This window comes from Streptomyces araujoniae, from assembly GCF_050871195.1.
In the GTDB taxonomy this organism is placed as follows: Bacteria; Actinomycetota; Actinomycetes; order Streptomycetales; family Streptomycetaceae; genus Streptomyces; species Streptomyces bacillaris.
Genome location: NZ_CP194070.1, coordinates 6,586,144 through 6,601,443, shown reverse-complemented (window position 1 = coordinate 6,601,443; position 15,300 = coordinate 6,586,144). Strand labels below are relative to the sequence as shown.

12 protein-coding genes are annotated in these 15,300 nt (G+C 74.8%); 6 read left to right on the top strand and 6 right to left on the bottom strand.

Annotated elements, in window-relative coordinates:
* Both ACQ9ZG_RS28200 and ACQ9ZG_RS28195 read right to left on the bottom strand, forming a co-directional pair.
* Positions 1 to 681: an ABC transporter ATP-binding protein gene (locus ACQ9ZG_RS28200; protein ID WP_084991244.1), complete on the bottom strand. Its 681-nt coding sequence runs from the start codon at positions 679 to 681 to the stop codon at positions 1 to 3.
* Complete coding sequence (locus ACQ9ZG_RS28195; RefSeq protein WP_109915024.1) at positions 678 to 1,760, bottom strand: ABC transporter permease; 1,083 nt, start codon at positions 1,758 to 1,760, stop codon at positions 678 to 680. The genes ACQ9ZG_RS28200 and ACQ9ZG_RS28195 overlap by 4 nt, the downstream gene beginning before the upstream one ends.
* A gap of 110 nt (positions 1,761 to 1,870) precedes the next feature.
* Between ACQ9ZG_RS28195 and ACQ9ZG_RS28190 the strand changes: the two genes are divergently transcribed.
* Both ACQ9ZG_RS28190 and ACQ9ZG_RS28185 read left to right on the top strand, forming a co-directional pair.
* The gene (locus ACQ9ZG_RS28190) at positions 1,871 to 3,304 is read left to right on the top strand and encodes a sensor histidine kinase (RefSeq protein WP_499281352.1); all 1,434 of its coding nucleotides are present in this window, start codon (positions 1,871 to 1,873) and stop codon (positions 3,302 to 3,304) included.
* Positions 3,301 to 3,939: a response regulator gene (locus tag ACQ9ZG_RS28185; protein WP_499281351.1), complete on the top strand. Its 639-nt coding sequence runs from the start codon at positions 3,301 to 3,303 to the stop codon at positions 3,937 to 3,939. The genes ACQ9ZG_RS28190 and ACQ9ZG_RS28185 overlap by 4 nt, the downstream gene beginning before the upstream one ends.
* A gap of 173 nt (positions 3,940 to 4,112) precedes the next feature.
* Here ACQ9ZG_RS28185 and ACQ9ZG_RS28180 read toward each other — a convergent pair whose 3' ends face one another.
* Positions 4,113 to 4,427, bottom strand: coding sequence for a DUF5955 family protein (locus ACQ9ZG_RS28180; protein WP_019766325.1), 315 nt, complete (start codon positions 4,425 to 4,427; stop codon positions 4,113 to 4,115).
* A gap of 191 nt (positions 4,428 to 4,618) precedes the next feature.
* On the opposite strand from ACQ9ZG_RS28180, the gene ACQ9ZG_RS28175 reads away from it, so the two are divergent.
* The 3 genes from ACQ9ZG_RS28175 (at position 4,619) to ACQ9ZG_RS28165 (ending at position 12,382) form a co-directional block, all read left to right on the top strand.
* A complete protein-coding gene (locus tag ACQ9ZG_RS28175) occupies positions 4,619 to 5,224 on the top strand; it encodes a nucleotidyltransferase family protein (protein ID WP_109915536.1) in 606 nt (201 codons plus the stop codon).
* Between the two features lie 267 nt (positions 5,225 to 5,491).
* Positions 5,492 to 7,111, top strand: a complete 1,620-nt coding sequence (gene aceB, locus ACQ9ZG_RS28170) for a malate synthase A (RefSeq protein ID WP_018491508.1) — start codon at positions 5,492 to 5,494, stop codon at positions 7,109 to 7,111.
* A 192-nt stretch (positions 7,112 to 7,303) separates the two neighbouring features.
* Positions 7,304 to 12,382 carry a CHAT domain-containing protein gene (locus ACQ9ZG_RS28165; protein WP_499281350.1) on the top strand — a complete coding sequence of 1,693 codons (5,079 nt, stop codon included), beginning with the start codon at positions 7,304 to 7,306 and terminating at the stop codon, positions 12,380 to 12,382.
* Positions 12,383 to 12,487: 105 nt separating this feature from the next.
* Here the strand turns inward: ACQ9ZG_RS28165 and ACQ9ZG_RS28160 are convergent, their stop codons facing one another.
* From ACQ9ZG_RS28160 to ACQ9ZG_RS28150, 3 genes are all read right to left on the bottom strand, one after another.
* Entirely contained in the window at positions 12,488 to 12,709 is a 222-nt protein-coding gene (locus ACQ9ZG_RS28160; RefSeq protein ID WP_084991252.1) for a hypothetical protein, read from the bottom strand.
* Positions 12,706 to 13,341, bottom strand: a complete 636-nt coding sequence (locus ACQ9ZG_RS28155; protein WP_234018041.1) for a DUF6338 family protein — start codon at positions 13,339 to 13,341, stop codon at positions 12,706 to 12,708. The genes ACQ9ZG_RS28160 and ACQ9ZG_RS28155 overlap by 4 nt, the downstream gene beginning before the upstream one ends.
* A 138-nt stretch (positions 13,342 to 13,479) precedes the next feature.
* Entirely contained in the window at positions 13,480 to 14,475 is a 996-nt protein-coding gene (locus ACQ9ZG_RS28150; protein ID WP_050451455.1) for a fibronectin type III domain-containing protein, read from the bottom strand.
* A gap of 161 nt (positions 14,476 to 14,636) precedes the next feature.
* On the opposite strand from ACQ9ZG_RS28150, the gene ACQ9ZG_RS28145 reads away from it, so the two are divergent.
* Positions 14,637 to 15,254: a TIGR03086 family metal-binding protein gene (locus ACQ9ZG_RS28145; RefSeq protein ID WP_109917246.1), complete on the top strand. Its 618-nt coding sequence runs from the start codon at positions 14,637 to 14,639 to the stop codon at positions 15,252 to 15,254.
* The last annotated feature ends 46 nt before the right edge of the window (positions 15,255 to 15,300 follow it).

Below are 15,300 nucleotides of genomic sequence, written 5' to 3'. Positions count from 1 at the left end.
TCAGACCTCCGCCGGTACGGTCAGCCGTCCGTCGTCCATCGTCACCGTGCGGTCCATCCGGTCCAGGTGCGCCAGGTCGTGCGTGACCAGCACCGTGGCGGTGGCGCGCTCCCGGGTCAGGGTGACCAGCAGGTCCAGCACGGCGGCCCCGCGCTCGTGGTCGAGGGCGCTGGTCGGCTCGTCGACGAGGAGCACCTCGGGCTCGTTCATCAGGGCGCGGGCGATGTTGATCCGCTGGCGCTGACCGCCCGAGAGCTGGTGCGGCCGCCGGTCCGCCCGGTCGGCCAGACCCACCGCGTCCAGCAGCTCCAGCGCCCGGCGGCGGGCCTCGCGGGTGCGCCCGCCCGCCAGATGGGCCATCACCTGGAGCTGCTCGGCGGCGGTGAGCGAGGGCAGCAGGTTGGGCTGCTGGAACACGATCCCCAGGTGCTCCCGGCGCAGGGCCGCCCGCGCCGCCGGGGAGAGTGGGCCCGTCCGCGTACCGGCCACGACGACCTCGCCGGAGTCCGGGGTGACCAGGGTCGCGGCGGCGGCGAGCAGGCTGGACTTGCCCGAGCCCGACGGTCCGACGACGGCGGTGAGCGTGCCCGCCGGGACCTCCAGCGAGACCCGGTCCAGGGCGGTGAGCCGTCCCTCGCCGTCCGGGTAGGTGAGGGTCACGTCGGTGAGGGTGAGCGTCATCGGGCACTCCCGAGTGCGGTGAGCGGGTCGACGGCGGTGATCCGCCGGATGGACAGGGCGGCGCCCAGGGCCCCCAGGGCGATCATGATCACGGCCGGGACCAGGACGGTGGCCGGCTCCAGCACGAACGGCACCGGCCCCCCGTCGATCAGGACCCCGGCCCCGGCGGCGAGCGCGGTGCCGAGCCCCGTACCGGTCACGAGCATCACCACGGCCTGCCCGAGCGCGTCCCGCAGGAGGTACGGGGTGGACGCGCCGAGCGCCTTGAGGACGGCGACGTCACCGCTGCGCTGGATGGTCCAGACGGTGAAGAAGGCGCCGATGACGAGGGCGGAGATGGCGAAGAGGAAGCCGCGCATGAGCTGCAGCGAGCCGTTCTCGGCCTGGTAGGAGCCGATCGCGGTGAGGGAGTCGTCGAGGGAGAGCGTCCGGGTCTCCGCCGCCTCGTCCCCGGCCGCCAGATCGGCGCCCGCGCTGGTGGTCAGGGCGATCACGGTGGCCTGCTCGGCGGGTCCGGCGCCGTCGTGGCCGATCTGCTGCCAGTCGTCGAGCGTCGTCCAGACGACGGGCGTGTGGCTGTACGAGGCGTCTCCCGCCACGGCGGCGACCTCGCGCTCCACCCGGCCGAGCGCGATCCTGTCGCCGGGCGCCGCGCCCAGCTCCTCGGCCGCCTTCCCGGAGAGCACGACGCGACCGGGGCCGATGCCCGGGGGCGCGAGCGTGCCGTCCGGTTCGGCGCCGAAGACGGAGACCGGGGCGCTACGTTCACCGGCGGCGGTGGCGTTCAGGGTCCGGATGCCCAGCGGCTGGGCGGCCTCGATCCCGGGGCGGTCGGCCCAGGCCCGCCAGTCGTCCTCGCGGACGGTGGAGTTGGTGAAGGACACCTCCTGGTCCCCGCGCGGGGCGGCGAACGCGAGGTGGTCGGCGTCGAGCCCGGTGACGGCCGAGATGTTCTCCCGGGCCAGACCGGCGGTCAGCCCGGACAACAGGCCCACGAGCAGCGTGATCAGGACCACGACCGACCCCATGAGCGCGAACCGGCCCTTGGCGAACCGGAGGTCTCTCCATGCGACGAACATGGCTCCATCGTCGGCTGTCCGGGGCGGGCGGACATCGCACGGGGGACGGTAACCGGATCAAACTTTCGATTGACCGCGGCCGCGGGGCCCGCGGCTACGCTGGACGGACCATGGATTCGCGTTCGCACACCCCTGTCACCGCCGCCCTGCGGCTCTGCCTGCACGCCCTGCTGACGGGGCTGCTGGCCCTGGTGGGGGTACGCGCGGTGGGCGGGGCCGCACCGCACGCCGGGGCGGTGGTGGCGCTGGTGGTGGTGATGGCGGCGGTGTACGCGGCGGGAGCGGTGGCGGGCACCCGCGGGGGTGCGCCCGCGGGCTCGGAAACGCGCGACGCCGCCGTACGGCCGGAAGGCGGGGCGGGAGCTCAGGCCCGGCCGGAAACAGGGGCGGGGGCTCAGGCGCGGCCGGCAACAGGGGCGGGGGCTCAGGCGCGGCCGGAGACGGAAACGGAGACTGAAGCGGAGGCCGAGGCGGGGGCGGAGGCGGAGCCCGTACGGTCTCGGGTCCGGGCGGGCTCCCCGTCCCTGCGCCCCGGCACCCGGGCCGCCGCCGTCTGGCTCGGCGGGCTCTGCGCGCTCTGGATCGTGCTGCTCGTCCTCTCCCCCGACGCCCTGTGGGTGGCCTTCCCGCTCTACTTCCTCCAGCTGCATCTGCTGCCCACCCGCTCGGGTGTGGCCGCCGTTCTCGTCACCGCCGCGGCCGCGATCACCAGCTTCGTCGCGCACCGGCAGGAGATCGCCCCCGGCGCGTTCATCGGCCCGCTGCTCGGCGCGGCCGTCGCCATCGCCACCGTCCTCGGGTACGACGCCCTGTTCCGGGAGAGCGAGCGGCGCCGGGAGCTGATCGTGGAGCTGGTCGCCACCCGGGCGGAGCTGGCCGAGGCGGAGCGGACGGCCGGCACCCTCGCCGAGCGGGAACGCCTCGCGCGGGAGATCCACGACACCCTCGCCCAGGGTCTGTCCAGCATCCAGCTCCTGCTGCGCGCGGCCGAGCGCACCCTGCCCGGCAACGCCCCGGCCACCGCCCACGTCCGCGCCGCCCGGGAGGCCGCCCAGGCCAACCTGGCCGAGGCGCGTTCCTTCGTACGGGCGCTGACGCCGCCGGACCTGGAGCGGGGTTCGCTGGCGGCCGCGCTGGAGCGGCTCTGCGCCCGGACGACCGGGCCGGGGCTCACCGTGCGGTTCGCGGTCAGCGGTACGCCGGTGGAGCTGCCGACGCCGTACGAGGTGGCGCTGCTGCGGACCGCCCAGTCGGCGCTGGCCAACACCGTGCGCCACGCGGGGGCGGGCCGGGCGGAGATCACGCTGAGCTTCATGGACACCTCCGTGGCGCTGGACGTCGTGGACGACGGCCGAGGATTCGACCCGGCGGCGGTGCCGGTGGACGAGCGGGGCGACGGCGGTTTCGGGCTGCCCGCGATGCGGTCGCGCGCCGCCACCCTGGGCGGCACGCTGAGCGTGGAGTCGGCGCCGGGCCAGGGCACGGCGCTGGCGGTCACGCTGCCCGTGGCGGGACCGGCCCTCGGAGCGGAGCGTGCCGCGTGAGCGAGGCCATCCGGCTGCTGCTGGCGGACGACCACCCCGTGGTGCGGGCGGGGCTGCGCGCGGTCCTGGACACCGAGCCGGACTTCCGGGTCGCGGGCGAGGCGGCCACCGCGGAGGAGGGCGTGGCGCTGGCGGCGGCGGGCGGCTTCGATGTCGTCCTGATGGACCTCCAGTTCGGCCCGGGCCCCGGAATGCACGGCTCCGAGGCCACGGCGGCGATCACCGCCGTCCCCGGCGGCCCCCGGGTCCTGATCCTGACCACGTACGACTCCGACGCGGACATCCTGGCGGCGGTGGAGGCGGGGGCCAGCGGCTATCTGCTCAAGGACGCGCCCCCGCAGGAGCTGGCGTCGGCGGTGCGGACGGCCGCGGCGGGCCGCTCGGCGCTGGCGCCCTCGGTGGCGCACCGGCTGATGGACCGGATGCGGACACCCGCCGAGGCGCTGACCCGGCGCGAGCTGGAGGTGCTGCAACTGGTCGGGGAGGGGCTGTCGAACCTGAGCATCAGCAAGGAGCTGTTCCTGAGCCAGGCCACGGTCAAGTCCCACCTGGTGCACATCTACGCGAAGCTGGGCGTCGACTCCCGTACGGCCGCGGTCGCGGCGGCGACGGCCCGCAGGCTGATCCGCCGCTGAGCCGAGGCGACCGACCGGGTCCGGCCGACCCGTTGAGCAGAACCTCTGAGGAGAACCTCTGAGCCGAGCCGAGCCGCCGAGCCGACCCGCCTGGTCCGGCCGGTCCGCTGCCGGACCGTGTGCCTCTGCTGCCGTGAGCCCCGGACCGGGCCGTCAACCGCCCGTGCTCCGCCTCACCCGCGTGGCGGCTCCCCGAAGAGGTCCACCGCGTTGCGTACGTCGCGCAGGGCGGCGGCGAGCGCGCTGACCGAGCCGATCGACCCCGCGATCAGCAGTAACGAGCTGCGCATACGGGGGATCTCGACGTCCCCGCCGATGGCCATGGCATCGAGTGCCGCGAGCTCCTCCTCGGCGATGGGGCGGTCGGAGAATTCGTAGGAGAGGGAGGCCAGTTCGCGGCGGAGCCGGGAGACGGCCGTACGCAGTTCCTCGACCCGTGGGTCCTCGCCGCTGCCGGTGACCCGCTTCTGCCCGACGCTTCGCAACACAGCACTCCCCCTCGCACGTCCTTGTGCCGGTGTGACCCCCCGAACCCCGGGCCGTGGCCAAGTACCCGGGTTCGCCCGCAAGTTAACGCCATGACAGGCAGTACGCGCCACTCCACGGACAGAAATCAGGGTGCCCCCTGAGAGTGACATGCGTGTCGCGTGTGCGAACGGCTCGGTGGTATCCAGGGCCCATGGCTTCTCAAGCGAAGAATCCCAAGGTGGCGGGGGTGCTGCTCGCCGCGGGCGGCGGCCGGCGGCTCGGCGGTCGCCCCAAGGCCCTGCTGGAGCACCGCGGCCGCCCCTTGGTCGAGCACGCCCTGCGGGCGCTGCGCAACGGCGGCTGCGGGCCGCTGCATGTGGTGCTGGGCGCGGCGGCCTCCGAGGTGCGGATCCGGGCCGATCTCTCGGGGGCGGCGGTCACCGTCAATCCGGGGTGGGAGGAGGGCATGGGCTCCTCGCTCCGGCTGGGCCTGGCCGCCCTGAGCGGTACGGGGGCGGACGCGGCGCTGGTCCTGCTGGTGGACCAGCCGGGGATCGGCGCGGAGGCGGTGGCGCGGGTACGGGGCGCGTACCGGTCGCGGACGAGCCTGGCGGCGGCCTCGTACGACGGGGAGCGCGGCCATCCGGTGCTGTTCGGGGCGGAGCTGTGGGGGGACATCGCGGCGGGGGCGGTGGGCGACCAGGGGGCCCGGGCGTATCTGCGGGAGCACCGCGCCGCGATCACACTGGTGGAGTGTGCGGATGTGGCACAGGCGTACGACATCGACACGGCACGGGATCTGGGCCATCTGGAGTGACCCGGGCGGCCGCCGCACGCCGTAGCGAACCCTCCGTGGCCGCCCTGGCACGGTGCGCCGCCACCGGCCCGTTTCTGTCGACCCGGAGAATCTCGACATCAACAAACCATTGAACTTCCACTATGAGGAAACTACTATCCACTGGTCAGAAGCCCTCTGAACCTCAGACGGCATCCACGGCCGTATCTCGGAGCCATGGCACGCCGTGCCGTCTCAGGCGACCCGGCGGCCCGGAGAGGCCGCCGCCCGCTGAAGGAGTGACAGCTCATGTCCGCACCAGCGCCGTCCACGCTGGCCATCGTCGATGCCGAGCCCCTGCCCCGGCAGGAGGAGGTCCTGACCGACGCGGCCCTCGCGTTCGTGGCCGAGCTGCACCGGCAGTTCACCCCGCGCCGCAATGAGCTGCTCGCCCGGCGCGGTGAGCGCCGCGCCGAGATCGCCCGCACCTCCACGCTGGACTTCCTGCCGGAGACGGCGGCGGTCCGCGCGGACGACTCCTGGAAGGTCGCCCCGGCCCCGGCCGCGCTGAACGACCGCCGGGTGGAGATCACCGGTCCGACCGACCGCAAGATGACCATCAACGCGCTGAACTCGGGCGCGAAGGTCTGGCTCGCCGACTTCGAGGACGCCTCCGCCCCCACCTGGGAGAACGTCGTCCTCGGCCAGCTCAACCTGACCGACGCCTACGAGCGCCGCATCGACTTCACCGACCCGAGGTCCGGCAAGTCGTACGCGCTCAAGCCCGCCGACGAGCTGGCCACCGTCGTCATGCGCCCGCGCGGCTGGCACCTGGAGGAGCGCCACCTCCAGCTGGACGGCGTCTCCGTCCCCGGCGCGCTGGTCGACTTCGGCCTCTACTTCTTCCACAACGCCCAGCGTCTGATCGACCTCGGCAAGGGCCCGTACTTCTACCTCCCGAAGACGGAGTCGCACCTGGAGGCCCGCCTCTGGAACGACGTCTTCGTCTTCGCCCAGGACTACGTGGGCATCCCGCAGGGCACGGTCCGCGCGACCGTCCTGATCGAGACGATCACCGCCGCGTACGAGATGGAGGAGATCCTGTACGAGCTGCGCGACCACGCCGCCGGGCTGAACGCGGGCCGCTGGGACTACCTCTTCTCCATCGTCAAGAACTTCCGTGACGGCGGCGCCAAGTTCGTCCTGCCGGACCGCAACGCGGTGACGATGACCGCCCCGTTCATGCGGGCGTACACCGAACTCCTGGTCCGCACCTGCCACAAGCGCGGCGCGCACGCGATCGGCGGCATGGCGGCCTTCATCCCCTCGCGCCGTGACGCCGAGGTCAACAAGGTGGCCTTCGAGAAGGTCAAGGCGGACAAGGACCGCGAGGCGACCGACGGCTTCGACGGCTCCTGGGTCGCCCACCCGGACCTGGTCCCGATCGCGCTGGCCTCCTTCGACGCGGTCCTCGGCGAGAAGCCCAACCAGAAGGACCGGCTGCGCGAGGACGTCTCGGTGGCGGCGGGCGACCTGATCGCCATCGACACGCTCGACGCCAAGCCCACGTACGAGGGTCTGCGCAACGCCGTCGCGGTCGGCATCCGCTACATCGAGGCCTGGCTGCGCGGCCTGGGCGCGGTCGCCATCTTCAACCTGATGGAGGACGCGGCCACCGCCGAGATCTCCCGCTCCCAGATCTGGCAGTGGATCAACGCCGACGTCGTCTTCGAGAACGGCGAGCACGCGACCGCGGAGCTGGCCCGCAAGGTCGCCGCCGAGGAACTGGCCGCGATCCGCGCGGAGATCGGCGAGGAGGCCTTCGCCGCCGGCACCTGGCAGCAGGCCCACGACCTGCTGCTCCAGGTCTCCCTGGACCAGGACTACGCGGACTTCCTGACCCTGCCCGCGTACGAGCAGCTGCGCTGACCCGGTCCGGGTGGACGCACCCGACCGCCCCGCTCCCGGTACCGCACAGCACCGGGAGCGGGGCAGTGGCGCTGCCCGAAGCCCGACGACCACGCCAACGCACCCCCCATGGCCGGAAATTGACGGGTCGGCAGATCGACCGTGCGTCACTAGGGTGATCCCGGTACCGGCGGCCGACACGACGGGGAAGCGATGACGCAGGCGGGGGCCGAGGAGGCGGCGCACCGCATCCTGCGGCAGGTCGAACGCGCGGCGGCGGAGGGGGACGCCCAGGAGCGGGACGCCCTGGAGTGGTTCGCCGGACCGGAGGCCGCGCGGGCGGCGGACGAGGTGCTCGGTGCCGTCGCCCTGCCCGACGGCACCGTGTGGCGCCTCGGCGCGCTGGCCCTCGGGTACGCCGATCTGTTCCGCTACGCCGCCCGGGGCGCGGCCGACCGGGGCGCGCTCGCCGGGGCCGTACTCCGGTTCGGCACGCTCCACGAGGAGGACCCCGGGCAGGTGCCGCCCGTGCTGCTCCCGCTCTACGCCACGCTGGCCGGCGCGCCGGAGGGTGCCGACACCCCGCCCGCGCTCGCGTACGACGCCGCCGTCGGGATGACGACGGTGTTCCAGCAGAGCCGCGACCCCGAGGTCCTGCGCCCGGCCGAGATCCTGCTGCGGCACGCCGTGGCGGCCGTCGGTGAGGGCAGCGCCGAGCAGGGCATCTGCCTGTCGGACCTCGGGCTCGTCCTCTTCTACGGATTCCAGGACGGCGCCGGGCTCCCGGCGCTCTCCGAAGCCGTCGCCATGGGCCGCGCGGCCGTGGCCTGCGCCCCCGGCGTCCCGGACGAACAGGCCCGCAGACACGGCAACTTCGGGCACACACTCCGGAACTGGGCCGAGGTGGCCGAGGACCCGGGCGCGCTGCGGGAGGCGGTCACCGCGCTGCGTACGGCGGCCGGACTCTCCACCGCCGCCGATCCGCTCCGCGTCCAGCACAGCGCCACCCTCGGTTCGGCGCTCTGCGGCGCCGCCGAGCCGCTGGAGGAGCCCGCGCTGCGCTCCGAGGGCATCGCCCTGCTGCGCGCGGCGCTCTCGGAACCGGGCGCCGCCCTGCCCGGCCGGGCCGCGCTCCTCTCCGACCTGGGGGTCGCCCTCTTCGCGGAAGCCGGGACGGGAGGGGGCGGCGGCGGACTCACCGAGGAGGGCGCCGCCGCCTGCCGCCGGGCAGCCGACCTGGCCCCGAACGACTTCGAGCGCGCCGCGTACCTCGCCAACTACGCCCTGCTGCTCACCGGTTCGGCCGCCCGCACCGGCCGTGCGGCGGCCCTCGACGACGCGTACGAGGCGGTGAACAAGGCCCTCGACTGCGCCCCGCCGGGACATCCGGTGCGCGCCCAGGTCCACTTCACCCTCGCCCAGGTGCTGGACGGGCGGCACGCGGCGACGGGCTCCCCGGCCGACCTGGACGGGGCGGTCGCCCAGGCCCACCGGGCGGCGGAGTGCGTCCAGCCCCACGACGTGGCCCGGCGCGTGCTGTACGCCACCTCGCTCGCGGAGCTGCTGTGGAAGCGCGCCGCCCGTCGGCCGCCGGGCGCCGGGGAGTCCGGGGATCCCGGCGAACTCGGCGCCCCCGTGGCCCTGTTGCGAAAGCTCGCGTCGGAGCTGCCGGCCCGCTCAGCGCAGCGCGCCCGGGTCCTGCTCGCGCTCGGGCGCTGCCTGCGGGTCCCGGGGGACGCCGAGGGGATCGACGAGGCCGTCGACTGCTTCCGCAAGTGCCTGGTCCTGCCCGCTCCCGCCACCGGCTTCACGGCGACCGTGCGCTTCGCCCTCGGGGCGGCGCTGGCCCAGCGCGCCGGGGCGGACGGAGCGGGCCGGCGGGAGGCCGCCGACGAGATGGCCCGGGCGCTCGGCATGTTCCGGGCGGACGACCCGGAACGCTGGGAGTGCCACGCGGAGTACACGCAGGCCGTCATGGAGCAGGCCGACGCGACCGACGACATCGCGCTCTTCGAGGAGGCGGTGAGGCTGCTCCGCGAGGAGGTGCGGGGGGCTCCGCTCTCCCGTACCGAGAGCGCCGTGCGCCGGTCGAACATCGGTTTCGGCCTGATGGGCGTCGCCCTGCGCTCCGGCCGCACCGAGACCCTGGCCGAGGCCGTGGCCGCCCACCGGGAGGCCGTCGCCCTGGCGGGGCCGGGCACCCCCTTCACCGCCCATCTGCTCCTGGGGCTCGGGGAAAGCCTGATGGTCCTGGCCGAGTTCGGCGCGGACCGTGCGGCGCCCGCGGAGGGCATCGAGGTGCTGCGTACGGCCGTGGCGGCGTCCGGCACGGCCACGTACAGCGGGGCCGACTGCCGTACGGCCCTGGGGGACGCCCTGCGCAACCTCGCCCGGCTCACCGCCGACCCCGCCCCGCTGGAGGAGTCCGTACGGTGGCACCGGGAGGCGGTCGCCATGGCGGCCGGACCGCCCCCGCCGACCGCCCTGCTCGGCCTGGCCAACGCTCTGGGCGCCCTCTACCAGCACACCCGTGACGTGGCCCAGAGCGACGAGGCCGTGCGCCATTACGAGGCGGCCCTGGCCTCCCCGCAGGCCGCCAGGCCCGGCCTGCGGGGCTCCCTCCTCACCGGTCTCGGCTACCTCCAGTGGACCCGGGCCATGGAGAGCGGCGACGAGACGCTCATGGACCGGGCCGTCGCCACGCTGCGCGAGGCCGTGGCCCAACTGCCCGCGCTGCGGCGCGGGATGGGGCTCACCAACCTGGGCAGCGCCCTGATGAACCGCGGCCTGGCCACCGGCAACCGCGTCTGGCTGGCCGAGGCGGTGACGGTGCTGCGCCGCGCGCTGGAGGGCAGCCCGCCGACGGCGATGGAACGGTCCCTGCATCTGAACAACCTGGCCGAGTCGCTGCGTTGCTGGTACGAGACGGTCGGCGACGCGGCCGCCGCGGACGAGGCGGCCGGGCTGCTGCGCGAGGCGATGGCCCTGGGGCACGGCGACCGCGCGGGGGCCGACCTGGCGGCCGTCGGCCTGGGCTCCCTCCTGCTCGACCGGGCCCAGGGCGAACGGGATCCGCGACTGGCCGAGGAGTCCCGGCGGGTGCTGGAGGAGGTGGTCGCCGGGTTCGGGGAACGCCATCCGTCGCGGCCCTACGCCCTGCAGAAGCTCGCGACCGCCTGTCTGCTCGCCGCCCGCGCGGCGGCGGAGACCGCCGGGGCCCCGGCGCGGCAGGCGCTGCACCGGGCGGAGAGCGCCGCCCGGGACTCCCTCGCGGCCATGCCCACCAGCCACGCCCTGTACGGGTCCTGCCAAGTGATCCTGGTCAACGCGCAGTTGGACCGGGCCCGGCTGGGCGAGCCGGTCGATCTGCCGGCGACGGCCCGTACCGCCCGCGACTGCGCGCGCAATCCGGTCGCCCACATCGGCGCCCGGATCCGGGCCGCCCGGGTCTGGGGGATGGCCTCGGCATGGGCGGGGCGTGACGCCGAGGCCCTGGAGGGATACGCGTACGCCGTCGGCCTGTTGCCGCGCATCGCACCGCGCAGCCTCGCCCGCGCGGACCAGGAGGCGCGGCTGCTGGTCAGCGAGGGCCTGGCGAGCGACGCCGCCGCGCTGGCGATCGGCCGGGGGGAGGTCGACCGCGCCCTGGCCCTCCTCGAACAGGGCCGGGGCGTCCTGCTGGCCCAGGGCGTGGAGAACCGCACCGATGTGTCACGGCTGCAGGCCCTCGCCCCGGACCTCGCCGCCGAGTTCGAGCGGATACGCGACCGGCTGGACGGACCGCCCGGCCCCTCCCCCGCGCCGGACCTCACCCCGGGCGGCCCGGGGGTGGCGTTCCGGGGTGCCCATGAGGCGGCGGCGGTGGCGGAGGAACGGCTCACCCTCGCCCGGCGCTGGGACGAACTCCTCGAAGAGATAAGGGTGTTGCCCGGTCTGGAGGGTTTCCTGCGCCCGCCCTCCGTACCGGAGCTGACGGCCGCCGCGACCGGGGGTCCGGTCGTGGTCGTCAACGTGAGCCCCTACCGCTGTGACGCGCTCGTCGTGACGGCCGGGGCCGGGATCGACGTGGTCCCGCTGCCCCGTCTCACCCTGGACGACACGGTGGCCCGGGCGGCGGAGTTCGTCGAGGGCGTGGGCACGGCGTACGGGGAGAACGGCGTCGACGACGCCGTGGCCATGATGCGGACGCTCTCCGGCACGCTGGCCTGGCTCTGGGACACGGTGGCCGCGCGGGTCCTGGAGCACCTGGGGCTGGACGCCGTACCGGGCGACGGTGGCGGGGCGGGCTCGGTGACGGGTGACGGTGGCCGGACGGGATCGGTAACAGGTGACGGTCGTCGGACGGGATCCGTAACGGGTGGCAGTGGCCTGGCGGGATCCGTAACAGGTGGCAGTGGCCGGGCGGGCGCCGCACCGGGTGACGGGGGCCTGGCGGACTCCGCAGCGAGTGGCGGTGGCCGGGTGCGTTCTGTGGCCCGTGACGGTGGTCCGGTGGACTCCGTGGCGGGGGCGGGCGATGGCCTGCCCCGGCTGTGGTGGTGCCCCACCGGGAGGCTGTCGTTCCTGCCGCTGCACGCGGCGGGGCGGGGGGCCGCGGATTCCGGCACCTGGGTGGTCGACCGAGCCGTCTCCTCGTACACCCCGACCCTGCGGGCGCTGGTGCGGGCCCGCGACGGCCTGGCTGCCGGACCCAGCGCCCGGCCCGGCCCGCTGGTCGTCGCCCTCGCCGAGACACCGGGGGCCGCCCCGCTGGCCGGGGTCGCGCGGGAGGTGGAGGTGATCACGGAGCTGTTCCCGGAGAGGCGGCTGCTGAGCGGTCCCGATGCCACGGTGGCGGCGGTCGGCCGGGCGCTGGAGGACCACCCCTGGGTCCACTTCAGCTGCCACGGCGTCAGCGAGCCGCTGAACCCCTCACGGAGCGGGCTGATCCTGTACGACGGCCGGCTCACCGCCTCCGACGCGGCGACCCGGCGTCCGAGGAACCCGCAGCTCGCCGTGGTCTCCGCCTGCTCCACGGCCCAGGGCGGCACCACGCTGTCGGACGAGGCGGTCCAGCTGGTCGCCTCCCTCCAACTGGCCGGGTACCCCCATGTGATCGGCACCCTGTGGCCGGTGGCGGACAGACTGGCGACCCATCTCACCGAGGAGTTCTACCGGGCGCTCTCCGAGGACATCGCGCGGGGCCGCCCCATCGATCCGGCGATGGCCCTGCACCTGACGGTCAGGTCCCTGCGCGACCGCTACGCACGGGCGCCGCATCTGTGGGCCGCGCACATCCACACGGGCCCGTAAGGGGGTTCGGGCGGTTTCCGGAGGCGTCCCCCTCCACAGGTTCGGGCCGGCCTCCCCACCGGCTCGGGTCGCCCCCCACTGGCTCGGGCCGGCCTCCTCGCCGGCTCAGGGGGCGTCCGGGGCCGCCGATCCGTGGACCGGGGACGGGCCGTCGCCGATCGCCGTGCCCGAAGGACCGTGCGGCATCTCGTCCGGCTCGGCCAGCTCGTCGGTGGGCCGGTAGGTCCTGCGGAAGGAGAACTCCTCGACCAGAGCCGCCAACTCGGCGTCATCGGGCGTTCCTCGGTCCCCGCTCCCGCTCTCTCCCGTGCCCGGCTTCCTCGTCATCCGTCGCTCCTTCCGGCCGCTCCCGCGGGCGGCGGGAGCAGCACCTCCAGGACGTCCATGTCCTCCGCCCGGATGTACACCCCCGCGGTGCCCGGCACCCGGCCGAGGAACGCGCCGTCGGGCCCCATCCGGTACTGGGCCTGCAAGTAGAGGTCGCCCGGCTGCGGGTACGCCGAGACGGCCGACCGGGAGCCGAGCCAACCCCCCACCCACAGACCGCTCTTGAGCCGCACCCGGACGAAGCAGGAGCCCCGGTCCCTGAAGAGGGCGTCCCAGGCGGTCGGCGTCGGCTCGTACCGCGCCCGGGCCCGCCGCCTGCCCCACGCCGCCTCCGCCCAGGCCAGCGCGGACGGCACGGCGACGATCAGCAGCAGCGCGGCCAGACCCGCCTGGCGCGGCTGGCGCAGCACACCGGCGACGGGTCCCTCCCCGCCCCCGGCCAGCAGCCGCACCAGCCACGGTCCGGCGGCCACCGCGTACAGGGTGTCGAGCAGGGCGCCCGCCGCGAGGGCCCGCACGAGCCGGTTCTGCGGCTCCTGCTCGCTGGCGAGGGCGCCGCGCAGCCGTTCCCGTACCGCCTGGTAGAAGACGCCGGGCAGCACGAGGATCAGCAGGATGGTCAGCTGCTCCACCGTCCCCGGAACCATCGCGGTGCCGCACCCCCGTACGCGTCAGTCCGTGCCTGTGGTCCGGGCCCGCAGCCGGTCGACCGTGGCCGGCGGCCCGTACGCAAGGATGGCGTACGGCGGCGTCCGCGTCAGGGGATCGGCTCAGTCCGCCAGGACGATCGTGGGCTGGGCCGAGAAGTCACCCCACTTGCCGTCCGGGAGCTTGGCCCTGAGCTTGACCGAGTAACGGGTCCCCTCCGGGTCGGAGAGGTTCAGCCGGTAGGTGGCCCTCCCCTGGGGAGGCGTGCCGCCCCAGACGATGGTGGTGGTCAGCTTGCCGTTCAGATAGAGCTCGTAGGCGGGGATCTCGCCGCCCGTGTCGGGCTGGTCCCAGGAGAGGTCGACGGTGAACTCGCCGCCCTCCCTGCCGATCTCGGAGCGCAGCCCGGTGGGGGCGGTGCTCGCGGGGGCGCCGGGGGCGGACGCGGTGGTGAGGTCGAGGGCGTTGCTGTCGGGCGAGGACTTGTCGGAGGCGTCCCGGGCCCGGACGGTGAACGTGTACACGGTCCCCGGGCGCAGGCCGGTGAGCTTCGCCGTGGTCTCGGAGGCGGGGACGCTGTGGATCCGGGAGTCCTCCTGGTAGATGTCGTACGAGGTCACGCCGACGTCGTCCGTGGACTTGCCCCAGCTGAGGGTGGCGGCCCGACCGCCGTCGGCGGTGCCGGTGAGCTTGGTGGGGGCGGTGGGGGGCTTGTCGTCCTTGGCCGGGGTGGCCTGGGTGGTGACGGGGACGGCCTTGCTGGGCGCGGAGAGGTTCCCGGCCGTGTCCTTGGAGCGGACGGTGAAGGTGTAGTCCGTCGAGGCGGTCAGCCCGTCGACGTCGATCATGGTCTTGGTCGCCGGAACGCTCCTGACCTTCTCCTTCCCCCGGTAGACCTCGTAGCCGGCGACCGTCTTGTTGTCGGAGGCCGCCTCCCACATGACGTGCACCGAGGTGGAGCTGCTGGCCTGGGCGGTCACCCCGGCGGGGACGCTGGGGGGCTGGGTGTCGGCCTCGGCCGTGCCGCCGCAGCCGGCGAGGAGGGGCGCGAGGAGCAGGGCGGCGGAACAGGTCAACGCGGCAGATATGTGGGGGCGTTGCACGGTGGTGCCTTCCATCCGGACAGCATTGGTCCAGACCTGTATGACATGGCGTGGGGGTTGCCGACAAGAGGACGGCGGGGAACCTTCCGCTATGTGGCGGTGTGTGCGCCCGGCCGGGGGCGGGAACGGGGGCGCCGCGACCGATGAGTTCCCGGGCGCCGGGCGGTCTGCCCTGTATGGACACCGACGCCACGCCCACCCCTGCCTCCGCTCCCGCCCTCGGTCTGGAGCCGGCCGCCCGGCGGATCGCGGCGCTGCTCGACGGGGTCGACGACTCCTCTCTGGGCGGCCCCACCCCCTGCCCCGACTACGCCGTACGGGAGCTGCTCGGCCATCTCGCTATGCTCGCCGCCGCCTTCCGCGACGCGGCCCGCAAGGACCTCGGGCCGGGCACGGCCACCGCCCCGGACGCCGCCCCTCCCGTCCTGGACGACGACTGGCGCGAGACCCTGCCCCGGCGGCTGGAGGAGCTGACCGCGGCCTGGCGCTCCCCCGACGCCTGGACCGGGATGACCCGGGCGGGTGGGGTGGAGCTGCCCGGCGAGGCGGCGGGGGCCGTCGCGCTGGACGAACTCGTCGTCCACGGCTGGGACCTGGCCCGCTCGACCGGTCGGCCCTACGCGGCCGGGGAGGACGAACTGCGCGCCTGTGCGGCCCTGCTCGCCCCGGACGAGGTCGATCCGGACCGCGGAGGCATCTTCGGCCCGCCCGTCCCGGTGAAGGACGGCGCCCCGCTGCTGGACCGCGTGATCGGCCTCAGCGGCCGCCGCCCGGACTGGCGGCCGGAGGGCTGAGGAGAGCACCGGCATGTGCCGCCCGGTTCCGTCGCGGTGCCTTTCT